This is a genomic window from Halorubrum laminariae (assembly GCF_024494655.1).
Taxonomy (GTDB): Archaea; Halobacteriota; Halobacteria; order Halobacteriales; family Haloferacaceae; genus Halorubrum; species Halorubrum laminariae.
In genome coordinates, this window is sequence record NZ_JANHDL010000017.1 from 24,869 (window position 1) to 42,372 (window position 17,504).

The following is a 17,504-nucleotide window of genomic DNA, read 5'->3' on the forward strand; positions in this document are numbered from 1 at the left end:
GTCACCCGAGAGATTTGAACAGGTGGAGTCTGGAAAAATTCGATATCGATAGCCGTCGAAGCCTGCGAGACATTCGAAACGGTGGGGTGTCTGAGTCGACTAAGGAACCGGTTGTCGGCCCTACCAGACGGCTAAAAACACTCGAAACAATGGTGTGTGGGAGGCCACCCGTGGTTGAGACGTCGAACCAACAATTGTCAGTACGAGAGTCGATCTGTCGCTGCTCCACTGGATCGTCACCAGCCTCTCCGGTGATCTCGAAACGACTGCGGGAGACAAAGGTACAACGGTCACGATCCAGCTCCCGAAAGCACCGTGAATGAGTCAGAGTCACATACAGAAGATCTCAACAGGGCCACCCCACGATATCTGCGGGCCAGATCGGCATTCACAACGATATGATGGGCAATCTTCAAGACACCTCGACGGGTCCCACTGAAACATCACTGACTCTCGTATGGACGGACAATCTACTCAACCCCGCAAGGCCCAGCTCGATAAAGAAGAGCGCGAGCATCTTGAGGACGTCGTCACCGAGATGCGCGACCGCGTCGAGGCGAACGTCCGCTACCAGCTAGAGGACGAGTACAACTTCGACGAGAAACCGGACGACGACGCGTCTCTGAGCGAGGAGCAGGAAGATCTCGTGGAGGCTATCGAACTCGAAGCCGTCGACGGGAACGATTGGGATGACGGCTACGAGCAGTACATCACGGGCGTCGGCTACACTATCGTCAATAGGCTGGCCGCGCTCCGCTGTATGGAGGTTCGGGACTTTATCGACGACGAGGTCACAGCCTTCCGCGACGACGGCCTCACGCCTGCTGCCGACCGGCTGGTCACCGAGGAGTTCATGCTCGAGGAGGAGGCCGTCCTCGAAGCGTACCGGAACGCGTGCGACGATTTCGCTGAGGAGATCGACATTCTCTTCGACCGCTCAACGGCCTACAGCCAAATCGATCCCGACGACGACACGTTCGAAGACATCTGTGGAATGCTCGATGAGGTCGCCGACGAGGTATGGCGGGCCGACGACGTGCTGGGCTGGGTGTACGAGTACTACAACGTCAAGCTCCTCGACGACCTCCGGCGGAAGGGCGACCGAGAAGGGCTGGAGCCAGAAGACGTGCCGGCGGCGAACCAGTTCTACACGCCCCACTGGGTCGTCCGGATGCTCACCGACAACTCGCTCGGGAAGCTCTACCTCGAGGACACCGGTGAGTTGAGCGATACCGTCGAGACACAGGAGTTGCTCTCGCCGGATGAGCGCAAGAACCGGCCACTCTCCCCCAACGAGTCACCCGACATCGCGGACTTCTGCACCTATCTCGTGCCCTCCGAGGAGGAGGGCGAGCCGCCGGCGTTCGACGGCCCCCGAGACATCCGCGTCATCGACCCGGCATGTGGGAGCGGGCACTTCCTGCTGTACGCGTTCGACGTGCTGGAGCGCATCTACCGCGCCGAGACCGATCTCGACCACGCCGAGATTCCCCGAGAGATCCTGAAGAACAACCTCTACGGCGTCGACCTCGACATGCGGGCCTGCCAGCTCGCCGCGTTCAACCTCTATCTGAAGGGTCGGACGCGTGCCGAGGCCGAGGGTGCGAACGGCTTCGACATGCCGGAGGTCGGCATCGTCTGTGCCGATGCGAAGGTGGCCGACATCGAGGGCGTTGAAGAGGTGTTCGACGAGGTGGCTGACGGGAAGTCCGACGTGGAGGATGCCCTCCGCCGCATTCTCGACGCGTTCGAGGAAGTTCACGGCCTTGGGAGTCTACTCGACGTGCGCGGGACGCTCGGCGACTTGTTCGAGGACGACAGCGAGCAGTCCGGGGTTCAGATCACGCTCGGTGACGACCCACGCGAGGATCACACGCTCGGGCAGATTCTCCACAGTCTGCGAGATGCTGTCGACCAGCACCGGGAGGAGGACTCGTTCTTGGCACAGGACTTGCGGAGTTTCGTACGACTGCTGGACGTGCTGGCGCAGGACTACGATGTGGCGTTGATGAATCCGCCATATGGCTCTCAGGGTCGTATGCCTGATGTGGTCGAATCATATGTAGAACAACGATATGAGTACGGCCCTGAGTTCTATATTAACTTCTACGAGGTATGTGAAGAGTTAGTGCAGTCTGGCGGACGCGTTGGAATGTTAATCCCTAGGAGCTTCATGTTCAAGCGAAGCTATTCTGATTTCCGAACTGACTTTCTACAAAAGCAAGGAGCCTTTGACTATTTGGCTGAATTTGGACTCGGTGTACTTGATAATGCGACGGTAAGGACGGTTGGAACTGTCGTCCGGCCCGAAAGTAAACCAAATAAGCGCGGCTCATTCATTCGACTTCACGATCTTAAGTCGAATCAGAAAGAACCTGTATTTGTTGAGAGTGTACTTTCCTCATCTGCGGAAACCGACATAAAACGCCTATATGAGGTTGAACAGAGCAAGTTTGGCATCATACCGGGGAATCCAATAAGTTACTGGACACCAGAGGCCGTTCGAAATTTACATAAATCTAATCTGAAACTCGATCCTGATGCTGGTGGAACCGATGGAAAAGCGGCCTGTACTATTGCAACCGGGCTCCAAACGGGAGATAATGAGCGGTTTATTCGAAAACACTGGGAAGTTTCCAATATTGATTATTATAAGCCGCTGGCCAAAGGAAGTTCAGAGGCGTGGATTCTCCCATCAGTCACTTCTGCACTTAATTGGAGAAATGAAGGGGCCGAAATCTCCCGGGTAGATTCATCAGTAGTCCGGAACTCCCAACACTATGGTAAAGAGGCGTTAACGTGGAATCATATCAAGGCGACTGGGAGGAGATTTGGTTACTACCCTTCCGGTGGCATTTTTGATCAGACGGGATCTGTAGTGCTTCCCGGCGAAGAAATCGATCCATGGCTCCTACTTGGAGTTCTAAACTCAGACCTATACCATTCGATCTTCCTGTCATTAACTCCGGAGCGACATTGGAATCCGGGGGACGTGGGAAAGATCCCGTGGAATAGGAAATTACAGTCTCAAGATCAAATTACTGAAATTGTCAAATCACAGTATGAGGTGATGGTAAAGCGACAGTCAGATAGCCCAACTAGTCCGTACTATCTCGGCCCTGCCCTCCTTCCAGATCGGGATACTAGTGAATTCTTTTATCAGCATCCCCATTCAGCTGGCGCTGAATTCCTCGATAATATCAGCTTCGAGCCCCGGAGTAGTGACTCAAGCATATCTGGCTTGGCTGCAAAGATTGGAAAAGAAAAGAAAATATACGAAAAAGAATTACAAGAAAAAGCTGCGGCTATCGATCAGAAGGTCTTCGATGAGTTGGATATTGGGTCTCAAACGCAGGAAAATATTCGGAAAGAAATTTTCCTTCGAACAGCAGAAGACCCCGAAGACCGAGAAATCTCCGACCCGGAATCCGTCCCAGAAGTCCCCGACAACCTCGATGAGCAGGTCAAAGACCTCGTCCACCACTTCGCGATGGAAGCCGTCCGCGAGGAGTCGGACGGCATCATCCTGCTTGACGGCACGGACAATGGGGCCGACATGCTCGACCGAATCGTCGAGCGATTCGAAGACGTTTACGGCGAGTACGCCGAAGACCGCCTTGTCGAGGTCGACGACATCCTTGGGGCCGAGTCCGCCGCCGACGAGGCATACCCCAATCTCCGGTCGTTCATCGAGGACGACCTTTTCGTCTACCACGTCGACACGATGGAGAACACGCCCATCGTCTGGAAGCTCAGCACCGCGCGGCTCCTCGCCGACGCGAAGGGCGAGGGCTTCGCGTGCTTCGTCGACTACCACCAGATCGACGCCAGTCTCTTCGACCGCCTGAGCAACCAGTACCTCGAACCCCGGAAGGCCGAACTCCGCGAGCGCCGGTCGGCGGCCAACCAGCGCCGAAACGACGACACGCTCTCCTCGACCGAGCGTGCCGACGCCACCGACAAGTTCGAGTTCTGTTCGAGCGCCCTCGAACAGATCGCCGAGTTCGAGGAGGTGATGCAGGAACTCGGCTCCACGAGCGAGCGTAATTTCAACGATGACGACCGTGAACGCGTCGAGGAACTCGCTCCGAAAGTAGCCACCTTCCGCGATGAGACCGCCAAGCGACTGGAGACATTGGCCAAGCTTCACGACCGGAAGGGTGCAGACTGGTTCGAGGACAAGTTCACGCCGAAATTCTGGAATAATGTCGATGGAGAGCGTCAGGAGTGGTTGGACGCGCTCTCTGAACTGGAGTATGCGTGTGAACAATATGGGAAGCCCAGCAACGAACCCGTGGAAGCACATCTCGCCGACTTATTTGACTATTTCAGCCGGGATCTCAAGGGCTCGGATTACCACTCCAGTTCGGGCATCCTCTTCATGACCTACTACTTCGAGCGTGAGGGGAGCAAACTCCTCAATGATAATGGTGAGCCCTTCGATAATCTAACTGAGGACGAGAAGCTTCTCGCCTCGCTCGCGATGGGCATCGACGACGCGTCCGTCCTTGACGAAGGGTACCTCCAACAGATTGCGGACGACGAAGACGTTGACGACGTCGACGAGTTACCACCGCTAGCGGAGTTCAAGGCACTCGCCAAGGAAATCGACGACCGTTGCCAGTCAGTCTACAAGCAGATTCCTTCAGACTGGGACGATCGCGCCCTTTCCGAAGTCACGACCGCTGGCTACCAGCCCAATCACAAACACGGCGTCGCAATCAACATTACACCACTCGCGGAGAAGAGCGTCGTTCCCGAAATCGTCGAGGACAAGGTGATCTGAAAGATGAACCTGCGATCTATCATTCCTTCAGAGGTGGATGCTCGATGAAACTCGTCGACGTTGAAATTCAGAGCTACCGTTCTATCCGGGAACAGTCCGGGGAGAATTCAATCGAATTCGAAGGGTTGGATTGCATCGTAGGCAAAAACAATGCAGGGAAGACAAATATACTGTCTGCCGTCAAATATTTACTTGATAACTCCGAGAAATCACTTGACGATGAGCTCTACTGGCAGAAGAACCGAGATCAGACTGTCGATGTCAGGGGATTCTTTGATGTCGACGAGGACGATTTAGACCGAATCGACGACCCCGAAAAGCGGGAACCCGTTCGGGATTCACTCATCACTGTAAACGGGACAAAGGGTGTCCTAGGGATCTGCAAGCGGATTGAGGCGGAGGATGATTTCAGTACGAATACCAAACTGCTACAGTTTCTTCCCGAATCCGACCGACTCTCGGAATCACATCTAAAAGAATATCGAGAGGAGTATTGGGAGAAGCAAAAAGAGAGAGCCGGTTTTTCAAAAGCAGATTATAAGGAGGAAATGCGGGATGAATTCGAAGAGATTGCAGACCTGATACCCAACAAAAAACAGAGAAACAAGGGAATTTGGCTGGACAAGTACTGGGATTATATCGACTCTCGACCAGAGAAGCTCACGTTCAGAATTCAGCCAACGGAATTCAAAGATAGTACAAAATCTGTAATCCTGACCCAACTCCTCCCACGGCTAATCTCCATCCCAGCAATCAAAGAAGTCGAATCAGCGACCAAACGAGGAGGCGAATTCGGCGATCTCGTAGACCAAATCTCGTCAGAGGTACAGGATGAACTCGACAAGCAACTCCGAGAGAAACTCGATGGCTTTCAGCCCCGAACCCACCCCAGCATTCAACAAGTCGAGAGCCACATCAGCGACCACCTCAGTAGCACCTTTGAAGAGCAGTCGGTCAAGTTCGATTTTCCCGATCTCTCCACTGAATACCTATTCCGAAACGCCGATATTCAGATACAGGAGGAGCATATTGACTCGCTCTCGAAAGAGAATGTCGGAGAGGGAGTAAAGCGGACGCTGATATTCAGTCTACTTCGAACCCTCGCTGATCTTCGAGAAGAAAAGCTCACAATCGGGGAATCAGATGAGGTGGTGAAAAATGCCCGCCCTCTATTAATCCTGTATGAGGAAGCAGAACTGTTTCTCCACCCCTCTTTACAGAAGACGTTGTTGAGGACGTTCGATCAATTAGTTGGTGCTAACGCACAGATCCTATTTTCTACCCACTCTCCAGTGCTGATTCAACACAAGATACTGGATACGATCAATATCGCCCGTAAGAATCCGCAAGACGGAACCGAGATAACACAGTTCCATACTGTCCTTCGTGAGCAGGAGGAGGCAGACAAATCACGTCTTACCGATTTACAGAGTGTTTCGTCCTATGTGTTTGCCGACAAGGTGCTAGTCGTTGAGGGAGTTTCTGATCGGTTGGTACTGAAAAAGATCGCTAAGGCTCTCGATTCGAGATGGGACTTCGATCAACGAAGTATCCCGGTATTGAACGCAGGCGGGAAAGGCGACGTGTGCCGATTTAAACGATTCTTGGATGAGTTAGGAATCGAGACTTTCGTCGTATTTGACGTGGACGCCGCAAAACAAGAGTGTGAGTCAGTCGTCACCGATGAGTCTATTATAGAACAGATTGGACAATTCCAAGATGAGGTGGAAGCGGAGTTCACTGGCCCAAGCTATTCTGTTGGTGATCTGGACATTGAGACTCGAACCAAGCCTTGGGACGAAGCATTTGACGATTTAGAGTCTCTAATGGCCCGGCTTGAGGAAGACGAAGAAACAACTGACGACGATGCAAGGCTAATTGAGAAAATACTCTCGAAGTGCGAAAAGTCAGAACCACCGAATCACTTGTGGGCTTCAGATAGTGTCGAAGAGCAACGTGTCAGGGTGGTTGAGGAACTGTTGGATAAAAATATACTTCTACTTAGTGGAGACATAGAGGACTACTATCCATACGATGGAGGGGGGAAACGGGAATCTGCAATTCGATTTGACCCCAGTAGCCACTCCAAAGAGGAATTGAACCAGAGGTTCCAATCTCTGAATACCTACGATCAACCAGACTTGGAGGTCTTCTTTAGTAGCGTATTCCAGACTCAAACAACCTAACAACATGCAAGCCACCCAAACCCTCCCAGACGCCGCGAAAGACACCATCCGGAGCAAGTTCGATCAGGCCGAATCGTCGGACCCGATCGTCCTCTGGTGGGACGACGGCAACTACCTCGAGGACATCATCAAGCAGGCCTGTGACGAACTCGATGTCACCCTCAAAATCGCCGAGGAGACGCCACTGGAACTCCGTGCGAACCCCGTCGACGGCGAACAGGTCTGGTACGTCCCACACGTCAAACATCCCGACGATGTTGAGGGGGACTTCGACTGGTTCCGCGACGTCGAACACACGGGTGGTGAAGTGGAGATGGGTATCGAAGACCTCACCACCCACGCGTTCACGGACGAAGACCTCGGTGTGTGGGGGTTGAAAAGCGCGACGCAAGCGACTGATCCCGCACAGCGCGACGAAATCGCGCGGATCCTCCACAACCAACTCACCGGCGGCCGGCTCCCGACGCTCGAACAGCTCCGCACGCAGATCGTCACCGGCGGCCACACCGACCCGGTCGCGTTCGTGTTGGAGAACGGGTGGGGGAACATCGACGACGACCCCGACACGGTTGGCCAGTTGCAGACCCTGCTGACGAGGGAGGGCGTCGACGCGGTCGCCAGCAAGGACGACCCCGCAGAGATCGTCGCCGCGACACGGCGGTGGGCCGTCGCCGAGTGGCTGATCCACGCCGGCGTCGACGCCGACCGATTCCCACCGGAATTCCGCGCTGAGTCGGCTGGCGCTCACGATCGGCCCGAGATCAAGAAGCTGTTGAACACCACCGCCTCGGCGAGTCTCCTCGCCGATCGCTACCTCGGTGAGGCGGTGTGGCCCGACATCGTCGCCGAGGTCGACGACCCGTGGGAACTCGCGGACTGTGTCGTCGACGCCGCACTCGAACGTCGCCTCTGGGAGGCGTGGCACACGGCGTTTGACGCTGGCGACTACGAGACGTGTCTCGAGCGCGCCGAGGAGCGGCACGACGCCCTGTTGGGGGGCGAAACCCATCGGGGACAGTACCGCGGAGGCTACGGCCCGGACAGCCCGTGGACACGGGTGTGGGAACAAGCCACGGAGGTTGCCCGCCTCGGCCAGCAGTTTGCGACGTGGGACGACAACGCCACCGACGACGTCGTCTCACTGTTCGCCGACCCAGACGACGGCACGTGGCAGATCGATAATGCGGTGCTCAACCTCGTCGTCGCCGGCGACCCCGAGACGGACCTCCCTGACGATCATCCCGCAACGGCCGCGCTTGCGGATCTCCGCACCCAGCTCCAGTCGGAGTACGTCACGTACCTCGAGGACCTTGGTGACCTCGTCACCGATACTGTAGAGGCTGGCGCACCGTTCGTCGACGCGGATCACTCCTACCAGTTCTTCACGAAGGAGTCTGCCGGCCTCGAAAGCGGCCAGACAATCGCACTGTTCGTCATCGACGCCCTGCGTCTCGATCTTGCCCGCCGGCTTGCAGACGAGCTCCGTGAGCATGTCGCGACACTGCCAGCGGATGCGCCGGAGTTCGCCGTTGAGGAAGACGTCTGGCTCGGAACGCTCCCCTCGGAGACCGAGTTCGGGAAGGCCGCACTCACACCGGGCGAGATCAAGATGTTCGACGTCTCACTCGTCGATGGCGAGTTACAGCCGCGGCGGAACGCCCGTCGGGTGACGACCACCCGCCGCGAGTCGCTGTTGGGCGGCGACGGCTGGACGGTCACTCGTGAGGAAAATGATGGGTGGCAATCGACCCGTGTCGCCTACTTCAAAAACGACATCGACGACATCGGCGAAAAGGAACTCAGCGACCTCGAGACGATGCTGGCGCGGCGCGTCGACTCGCTCGCAGCGTTCATCGGCACGAAACTCGAACAGGGCGAGTGGGATCAGGCCTACGTGTTGACCGATCACGGGTTCGTCCTGCTCCCGGACGCTGCCTCGCCGGAGCGGATTTCACGGCCGCCTGAGGCCTCCGACTCTGGCCGGCGATGGATCGCAGGCGAGGATGTGGATGGGGACTCGCCCGGCGTGCTCCTTGACGCCAGCTCGCGGTTGGGGTATCTCGACGCCAACGTCAGCATTCTTGCGAGCCCGCTCAAGCGATTCAGAAAGCAGGGGCTCGGTGACGCGCGGTTCTACCACGGCGGCCTACTGCCACAGGAGTTCGTGCTCGACTTTATCAGTATCACGCAAGGGTGACATTGCGCGCGTCGGTCGCCAGAAGGGATCACTCCTCGTGGAGGTTCTCGGTGGCCTCGGCGACAATCTCGTCGATGATTTCTGCGAGCGGTTGATGCTCAGCGAACGCGGTGGCAAGCGTCTCGAAGTAGCTCTCTGGGAGCTCAGACTGGTCGACGTCGTACGTTTTTTGGGTGTAATCCTTCTTCTGTCCCTTGTTCGTGATTCCAGCATCGTTGAGGGGCGTTTCAAGCCGATCTTGCCACCGATCGGTGTTGTAGAGTCGGTAGAATTCGTCTCGTAGGTCGACCCTCGTTGGACTCCGAAGTATGAACGTGAGTTCGCCACGGCTGAATGATTCTTGCTTGCGAATGAGGTGGACGAAGTGTAGTCGGAACCCGGTCGGACCGTGAGTATCCGTGCGATCAATCGTGGGCTCGAGGTTGTCGTCGTCGAGATACCAACCGTCCTTGAACAGACAGCCCCACTTTCCATGGTCCGGACGGGTGTGCCACTCATCCGTCCATAGATCTTCATCTACGTGACTTTTGAACAGTTCCGGCCAGTCTTCGATCGCCCGCTCGCGAAGAGACTCCGCGGCATCGAGCAGCGTGTCAATGTCGTCTCGATACTCCCCGAGCAACTGGACTTTCTCCGTCTGGATTTCGGTGAAACCGTCGTCTTCCATAGTGGTTACCTGAGTTATCGTCGAGAGGAACTCCCGTAGTTGGCTAACACTGCGTTCCGGATAGCGGCCGTGTGAGCGCTCGAGTACCGTCTCAAAGCTCTCGACAATATGCCGCCAATACAGGTCATCGAACTCGTCCGCGTTGGAGTTCGGTGTGTGCTTTTTCGAGAGGAATACGTAGTGGTGACCATCCTCAGAGTACGTGTCTTTTCGTTCGTTTCCGATGTGTGTGTCATCGACGTATCGGGCCGTCTGTTGGTCACCCTCAGTGGAGTCGACCTTTGACTCTACACAGAGGAACCATTCCCCTTGAACGCGGAGCACTATGTCAGGACGATTGTTGTCCAGAGACGTGACTTCGGTCTCGACCTCAATATTCTCGAGATGGCGATGGTAGTACTCGAACGAAGGGTCAGCCTCCTGTTGGATCCTGTCCAAGAAGCTTGTCAGCAGGTCGGTTTCGAACCCGTGTGGCTGATCGGGGTCAAGAAAATACGCCAACAGCGTATTCCACGTCTGCTCCGATCTTGCAGATCCAAGAATTCGAAGTGTCGACTTCGGCGGCTCAGACACATCTGGCAATGCCTCGAGTGACGTTCGGAGTTCACGAAACCGCGTTTCCAGCTCCCCGACAGTCACCATTACATGATCGTCAGCATGGGTTGACATAACTAGCGGGGGAAGATGGCCCAACTGAGCAGCATATTTTTTGCCACGGGCTGGTCTGACTCTTCTTAACCAACATACTTTCCTCGCACGTCATCTGTTGGTTAAATTCTACTGAGGCACCAGCTATTCAGTCGATATTTTGTCTGTTCTCTGGTGTAGTTCAAGAATTCGATTAGGACTCTCTAGAATTCATTCCTATCTCTACACTATTTTGTAGAGGGGTAACACTTTTTGATAGAGGCATAGTAGAACAAGTATGAGCGAGGACCAAACCGATCCCATAGATGGCCTAAAAGAGAATGCCCTTTCGTCGTACGGCGACAATCGGCTGGATGCTATCAAGACTCTCGCAACATTTGGTGAAGAAGCGATTCCAGCACTTGTCGAAATAACGAATCAATCCTCCAACGAAGAACCCCAGCAACTCGCACGCGCTAAGATACGGGAAATAAATCAATCAAATCAAGCACATCTCAAGACGGCTAACCATGTTGACGGGAAGGATGAGGAGAATTCAGATGATCAGATAGCAAACGACCATGATTCAGAAGAGGAATCGGAGGCATCTGAGGGAAATTTATGACGCGACAACTTGACTCAAATACAGATCATCTCGGCTTTATACGTCAGATCGACGATTATGAAACACAACAAGATTACGTTCATCTTCTTTTTCGCATTGCACAGGTTGAAATTTCCGAGGAACCGGACGATGGGTGGCGAGCATCGTGGCCGTTCCCCCCATCGAACCACAGTCGGCCGTGGATTCCCGCCAAGACGGGATACCTAAACAAGTTAGAATCAGAGGGGATTGTTCAGCGAGAAACAGTGTCAAACTCAACGTCCGTCTATCGCCTGAACATACCAATAGAAGAGCTCGCCGAGGAGTTGGGGTCCTATACCGATCATCTAGATGAAACCGACCCAACACGCGATCTCGAATTATGAACCCTCTACATTTCGCACGGAGATTCACTCTACTACTGGGGAATGCGACAGAGCCACGAACATTCAAAATGCCGCCAACCATTGCAGCCACTATCAATTGATGACGAACCCTCCACAGCTGTCCCCCGGCCAGCGGGTGCTTCTCAATGACACTCCCGCCGAGGTAATCCGGACGCAGGCTGTCGGTGATATCGAATATCTGCGAGCCTATATCGAAGGAGAGGGAGCCAAAACCGTCTGTCTGGATGACGTTAAGATCCAGCCGTCTGAGAGCGGGATTGAGACGCTTTCTGATTTCCAACTCGATTCGCTCCATCCTGACCACGAGGCAGTCTCGGCGCAGTGGTTCGACCTCCACACACAAGCGACGAAACTCAAACTCGCTCATGAACAGGGGCAACTCCTGAGCATCTCGAACTCGCTCGTTCGACTGGAGCCCTACCAGCTCGATGCCGTCAACTGGGTGATGCAAAAACTCCGGCAGCGTGCGCTCATCGGCGACGACGTCGGCCTCGGGAAAACAATCGAGGCGGGGCTCATCCTCAAAGAACTCGCCGCTCGGAATCGCGCTGACCGCATCCTGTTCGTCGTCCCGGCCCACCTGCAGAAGAAGTGGATCCGGGATATGGATCGGTTCTTCGACGTCGATCTCACCGTCGCCGACCGGGCGTGGGTCGACGGAGAGCGTCGACGGCTCGGCGAGGAAGCCAACATCTGGGATCAAGACCAGCAACAACTCGTCACCAGCATGGCGTTCCTACGACGAGACGAGTTCCAGCCTGCACTACAGGACGCGTTCTGGGACGTCGTCGTCGTCGACGAGGCACACAAAGCCGCGAAGCGAGGCGACTCGCCGAGCAAGACGGCACAGATGGTTGATACCATCACCGGAAACTCCGACTCGCTGTTGCTCCTCAGCGCAACCCCACACGACGGGAAAGGCGAGGCGTTCCGCTCGCTGGTCGAGTATATCGACCCGTTCCTTGTCGCCGAGAACCGCGACCTCTCGCAAGAAACGGTTGATCGCGTCATGATTCGTCGCGGGAAGACCGACATCTACGACGAGGATGGTGACCGGGTCTTTCCAGACCGCGAGGTCAACTCGGTCTCGGTCTCGATGACACACGACGAGCGGCAGTTCTACCGTGCAGTCACCGACTACGTCAAAAACGTCTACAACCGCTCAGAGAAGCTGAACGAACCCGCGGTCGGGTTCGCGATGGCGCTCATGCAAAAACGGCTTGTGAGCAGCGTCGGCGCGATTCACGCGACGCTCCGTCGACGGCTTGACGATCTCCTCGATGAAGAAGCGGAGACTGATGGCCTGTCTGAGGAAGCCCGAGCCTATCTCGATGGCGAGGATTTGGACGAGGACGACAAAGAGCACGCGGAAGATGAGATCGCCGGGCTGACTGTCACCAGCACTGACGACCAACTCCACGAAGAGATCGATACACTCCGTGACCTCGTCTCGCTAGCGGAGGATCTACCGGTCGACTCCAAGGCACAGAAGGTCAGGCGATTTATCTCCCAATTGCTCGAAGAGCAGCCGAACGAGAAGCTCCTACTGTTCACAGAGTATCGGGACACGCTCGACTATATCCTTGAGTACGTGGAGGACGAGCCGTGGGCCAACGAGATTCTCGTGATTCACGGCGATGTCGACAAGGAAGAACGGGCGCGGATTGAAGACGAATTCAACCACGGCCAGTCGCGACTGCTGTTCGCGACCGATGCGGCGAGTGAAGGGATCGACCTCCAGCATAGCTGCCACATCATGGCCAACTACGAGCTGCCGTGGAATCCGAACCGGCTCGAGCAGCGGATTGGTCGTATCCATCGCTACGGACAGGAAGAAGAGGTCACAGTCTGGAACTTCCTCTTTGACGACACCCGTGAAAGTGAAATCTTCGAGATGCTCCAAACCAAGGTCGAAGAGATTCGCTCACAGCTCGGAAATACGGCAGACGTACTCGGCATCCTCGACGACATCGACGTGGACTCGCTCATCATGGAGTCGATCGAGAACGACGAGCCGCCGAGTGCGACCAAAGCGGAGCTCGAAGAGTTGATCGAAGAGCGACAGCGGACCCTCGAGGAGTGGTACGAACGAAGTCTCGTCGATACGAGCACGTTCGATGCCGAGAGTCGCCGGCAGATTCAGCAGGTCGTCGACGAGTCAGCGGATGTGTACGGGAGCGAAGGCGACATTCGCGAGTTCTTCGAGCGAGCCGTCGAGGCCTTTGGCGGCGACTTCGAGAAGCGTGGCACCAATCTCTATGAAGCCGCGTTGCCGGACGGAATCGCCTCGCCCGACCACGATGCGACGTTCGGTCCGTTCACCTTCGACCGCGACTTCGCGATGGATCACGAGGATATCACCTATCTCGCTCCCGATACGGATGTCCTGCAACGGCTCATGGCACGCGTGTTGGAGGATGAGCGCGGTGAAGTCGGACTCAAACTCTTGCCGTTCGTCGACACGCCGGGAATCACCTACAACTATCGCGTGGCGTTTGAGGACGGCACCGGGGACGTGATTCGGGAAGAAACCATCCCCGTCTTCGTGGATGCGGCACAAAAAGACGCACAGCAGGCACTCGGTGAACGCGTTGTCGAGGGTGACTCAATAGCGGCAAAGCCCGACGTCGACGACCTCCGGACAATTCTCGACGCGCAAGCCGACCTGCGGGCGGCTGCCGATCGGTACGTGAGCGCGCGGGTCACCGAGATCAAAAATCAACTTCAAGAGAAACGTCACGACGAGACCGCTCGCGAGCTGGAGAATCTCGAAGAATATGCACAGTCAGAGCGAGACCGGATCGAGTCGTTCATCAACGAGTACGAACGCAAAGCCGACGCCGGCTCGGACATGGACATCGCGATCCGTGGCCAACAGGAGCGTCTTGAACAGCTTGAGGACAGGATCGAAACGCGTCGCAACGAACTCCGGCGTCGAGAGCAGATTATCTCACTCGCACCCGAGGTGGAGAATTACTGTCTCACGCTTCCGTTGTAGATGACCCGCTAGCAACAAAGCCACTGCATATTATTAGAGTATTACTCAGCTTTGAACGTTAGCGTCGGCTGTTGAGTGAACGAAGAGGTGATCGATCTCTTCCATGAGGTCATCGACGCCACGATCATCGTTGTCTCGAACCCACGAGAGCAGGTTGTAAACGGCTTCCTTCAGGGAATGTTCGAGGTTCGCTCGAAGCGATGACGCTTTCGAGCGAACCGTCCCCAAGGCGCTCGATTCGGGATCAAGACGAACGAGACTGTAGGCAGCCATGAGAAGGTGCCAGTGCCGACTGGCACCTTCGTCAGTCTGCATCTCGCAGTCTCCCAAGCCGAGATCCTGCTTCGAGTCCTCGAAGAACGTCTCGATGCGCCACCGCATCCCGTAGGAGCGGATCACGTGTTCGGTCGGTGCGTCGATCTTGTTCGTGGCGAGGTATTTGACCGGGTTCTCTTCGTCTTCGTCAGTTTCTTTCTCGGCGATGACCAGCTTCACGTCTCCCAGTTGGGAGACGGGAAGCTTCTTTGTCCAGATGTGGTAGGTCTCGTCCTCAACATCACGCTCGACGGTGTCGATGCGCTCTGCCAGCGCATCGACGCTGATCTCTTCGCCGGCGTAGGTTACCTGTCGGTTGCTCCGGAGCGGGCCGATCCAGTCGTTGCCGTAGGATTCGATGTGTTCGACGAGGGCAGAATCGTGAGCGAACCACGAGTCGAAGAGGTAGGTGTCCGCCGGGACACCTACCTCGTCTTCGAGTTCGGTGACGATCTCACGGGCGAGATCGTACTTGGTGTCGTGGTTTTGGTCATCTTCGTCCTGTTTTTCGTAGAGGCGGAAAGTGAGTGGGTACGCAGTTTTGTCGTCGGCGTAGAAGGCGTAGATGAGGTCTTGGCCCCAGACAGTGTCACCTTCGGCGTGATCATAGAAGTGTCCGACGCCGGGGACTTCGTCCCCGGCTTTCTCGGTGATCGTGTCGTCGAGGATGATGTACCCATCCTTCGACCAACGTGTTTCGCCGTGTTTTTGGAGTTTTTCGAGGCGTTCGTGGTTAAATTGCTGTTCGTCCCAGTCGTACTCGGTGAGGAACTTGTTGAGAGCGCGTTTGTCTCCAGCTGGAAGGACTTCGCGTGCGATGCCTGCCACGGTCTTGTTGCTGGCCGCAACAAGACCTGTGGCGTAGGTTTTCGCGTGCTGACGTTGTGCGGGTGACAGCGACTCGAACTCGTCGAATACACGCGTGCACGACAAGAAGTCCGTAATCGGCATCATCCGTGTTCGCTACCGCCTACGTCACGATCCTACTTCAACGTTCAAAGCTGAGGTATTAGTTAAATACGAATAGGCGATGGGTTGCTCACGTTCGAGATGGGTGGAGGTGCGCGATGAATCTTGCCGACACTGAAAGACCGCTATCCGTGTTAGCGCGGGCAAAAGTTCCGCTCGCGGCTGTTTTGCGGATAATCACCGTTGAGTTTCCTCTTTTGGGTGGTCAGCGCATGACGCACGTCAGACAAATACCCCTGTAGGGTCGGGGTTTTAAGACGACTCACGCCGGACCAACAAAATGCGCGCTAACGGAAAATAACCGCACCGCAGAACCAGACGCGGCCCGAGCGACCCAATCTCTGGCAGGAGCCGGTCGCCCGGGTTCCCGTATCTGGTTCTCTAGACGCTCAGCACATAAGCCTACCGCCATAGGAGCGGTAGGTCTGTGCAGTTCGTGGACGGCCTTCGTGGAGGTCGGTGCTCAACCACGCTGAGGAGATAATGTCTATGCCAGCAAACACGAATCAGACGCCGACGGACGCACCGACCACCGTCGACGATCGGGTCGACGAGCTTGAAGACCAGCTCGACGGCGCTTTCGCTCGCATTAACGAGCTGGAGAAGATCACCGAGGACCAGCGCGAGACGATCGACGAACAGGCAGCCCGTATCGATGAACTAGAGAACGAATTCGAGACTCACATCAAACCCCGGATGGACGGGATGTCAGTACAGCTCTCGTCCGTGCGCAAGCTGCTCGCGACGGACGGCGTGACTGGTGCCGACAGATACGAGGAGTTCGTCGAGGCCAACGGCGGCATCCTCGACCAATTCATCGAGCCTAACACCCGGGTGTTAGGCAACATCCAAGACCAGATCTCTGAGGAGCGTGACAAGCGCGGCCAAGAGATCGCGATGGTTCGTCGGCGCATCGGCGCTGTTGCCGACGAAGCCGGTGTCAAGATAGATAACGCTGACCTGATGGGCGACGATAAGATTCGCCGTGCCATGCGGGACGGCGCTGACGCGGTCGAGAGTTCCGTGTACGCCAGTCACGAGCGTGCAGTCGACCTGCTGCGGAACATCAACGATGTCGGCACACGCACCGGAGACAAGATGGGCGAGCGGTTCACAGTCGACACGCCGTCTGCGAAGGAGTTCTTTCGGACGCGCAACGACGAGAAGCTGAAGTCGAGCCAGATCAAGCGCATCTTCGAGAAGATCGACGAGTGGGGCGCGGACTCCCCACGGCAGGTGAACACGGACTTCGGCGGGTCGAAGAACAAGCTCGTTATCTACTTGGAGATGGAGAAAACTCGCTGATGATGTGTCACAAATATTATTTAACACCTGTTGTGAGGCAAGACACCGGTAGGGAGTGTGAGCCGATAGCCGTTATAGGCCTCTCACAGATTAATTCCACGGGGAAGCCCCCGCCTCTACAATGACCACGCTTGTAGTTTAACAAAAGTACAGTTGTACAAGGGTGTTAACTAGCCACGGGTACGTTAGCGAAAGCGGGAGCGAGCGGGAGCGTTGCTACCGTTCTCGTGGATCATTTGCCTCACAACAGGTGTTAGGTAGTTTGTGTGGACACGACGGCGTGGCCGATACCTCAGGACTTGATCCTTAGAATGAATAGCCCGTTGCACGGTTTCAAAATCAGTTCAGACGTATCCGGCATCTATCACTAACGGAGCGAAATAGTCACTTTCACTAGACTAAAAGCCGGATTGGAAGTATGACACCAACACAATCCGACACTG

Annotated in this window: 8 protein-coding genes; 6 read left to right on the top strand and 2 right to left on the bottom strand. The window is 55.8% G+C overall.

Translation table 11 applies throughout. From position 1 onward, the window contains the following. Positions 1 to 457: 457 nt before the first annotated feature. From pglX to pglZ, 3 genes are read left to right on the top strand one after another with little or no spacing between them, the layout of a single operon-like run. Positions 458 to 4,786 carry a BREX-5 system adenine-specific DNA-methyltransferase PglX gene (gene pglX, locus NO887_RS16920; RefSeq protein WP_256419354.1) on the top strand — a complete coding sequence of 1,443 codons (4,329 nt, stop codon included), beginning with the start codon at positions 458 to 460 and terminating at the stop codon, positions 4,784 to 4,786. A 44-nt stretch (positions 4,787 to 4,830) separates the two neighbouring features. Next, positions 4,831 to 6,972, top strand: coding sequence for an AAA family ATPase (locus tag NO887_RS16925; RefSeq protein ID WP_256419355.1), 2,142 nt, complete (start codon positions 4,831 to 4,833; stop codon positions 6,970 to 6,972). 4 nt (positions 6,973 to 6,976) lie between these two features. Further along, positions 6,977 to 9,169, top strand: a complete 2,193-nt coding sequence (pglZ, locus tag NO887_RS16930; RefSeq protein ID WP_256419356.1) for a BREX-5 system phosphatase PglZ — start codon at positions 6,977 to 6,979, stop codon at positions 9,167 to 9,169. 28 nt (positions 9,170 to 9,197) lie between these two features. On the opposite strand, the gene NO887_RS16935 is transcribed toward pglZ, so the two are convergent. Beyond that, entirely contained in the window at positions 9,198 to 10,478 is a 1,281-nt protein-coding gene (locus NO887_RS16935; RefSeq protein ID WP_256419357.1) for a PD-(D/E)XK nuclease family protein, read from the bottom strand. 283 nt (positions 10,479 to 10,761) lie between these two features. On the opposite strand from NO887_RS16935, the gene NO887_RS16940 reads away from it, so the two are divergent. Both NO887_RS16940 and NO887_RS16945 read left to right on the top strand, forming a co-directional pair. Next, positions 10,762 to 11,088, top strand: coding sequence for a hypothetical protein (locus NO887_RS16940; RefSeq protein ID WP_256419358.1), 327 nt, complete (start codon positions 10,762 to 10,764; stop codon positions 11,086 to 11,088). A gap of 465 nt (positions 11,089 to 11,553) precedes the next feature. After that, positions 11,554 to 14,472 (top strand): helicase-related protein, encoded by a 2,919-nt coding sequence (locus NO887_RS16945; RefSeq protein ID WP_256419359.1) that lies wholly within the window; start codon positions 11,554 to 11,556, stop codon positions 14,470 to 14,472. 45 nt (positions 14,473 to 14,517) lie between these two features. On the opposite strand, the gene NO887_RS16950 is transcribed toward NO887_RS16945, so the two are convergent. Then, positions 14,518 to 15,741 carry an IS701 family transposase gene (locus tag NO887_RS16950; protein WP_256419360.1) on the bottom strand — a complete coding sequence of 408 codons (1,224 nt, stop codon included), beginning with the start codon at positions 15,739 to 15,741 and terminating at the stop codon, positions 14,518 to 14,520. Positions 15,742 to 16,245: 504 nt separating this feature from the next. Between NO887_RS16950 and NO887_RS16955 the strand changes: the two genes are divergently transcribed. Then, a complete protein-coding gene (locus NO887_RS16955) occupies positions 16,246 to 17,061 on the top strand; it encodes a hypothetical protein (protein WP_256419361.1) in 816 nt (271 codons plus the stop codon). The last annotated feature ends 443 nt before the right edge of the window (positions 17,062 to 17,504 follow it).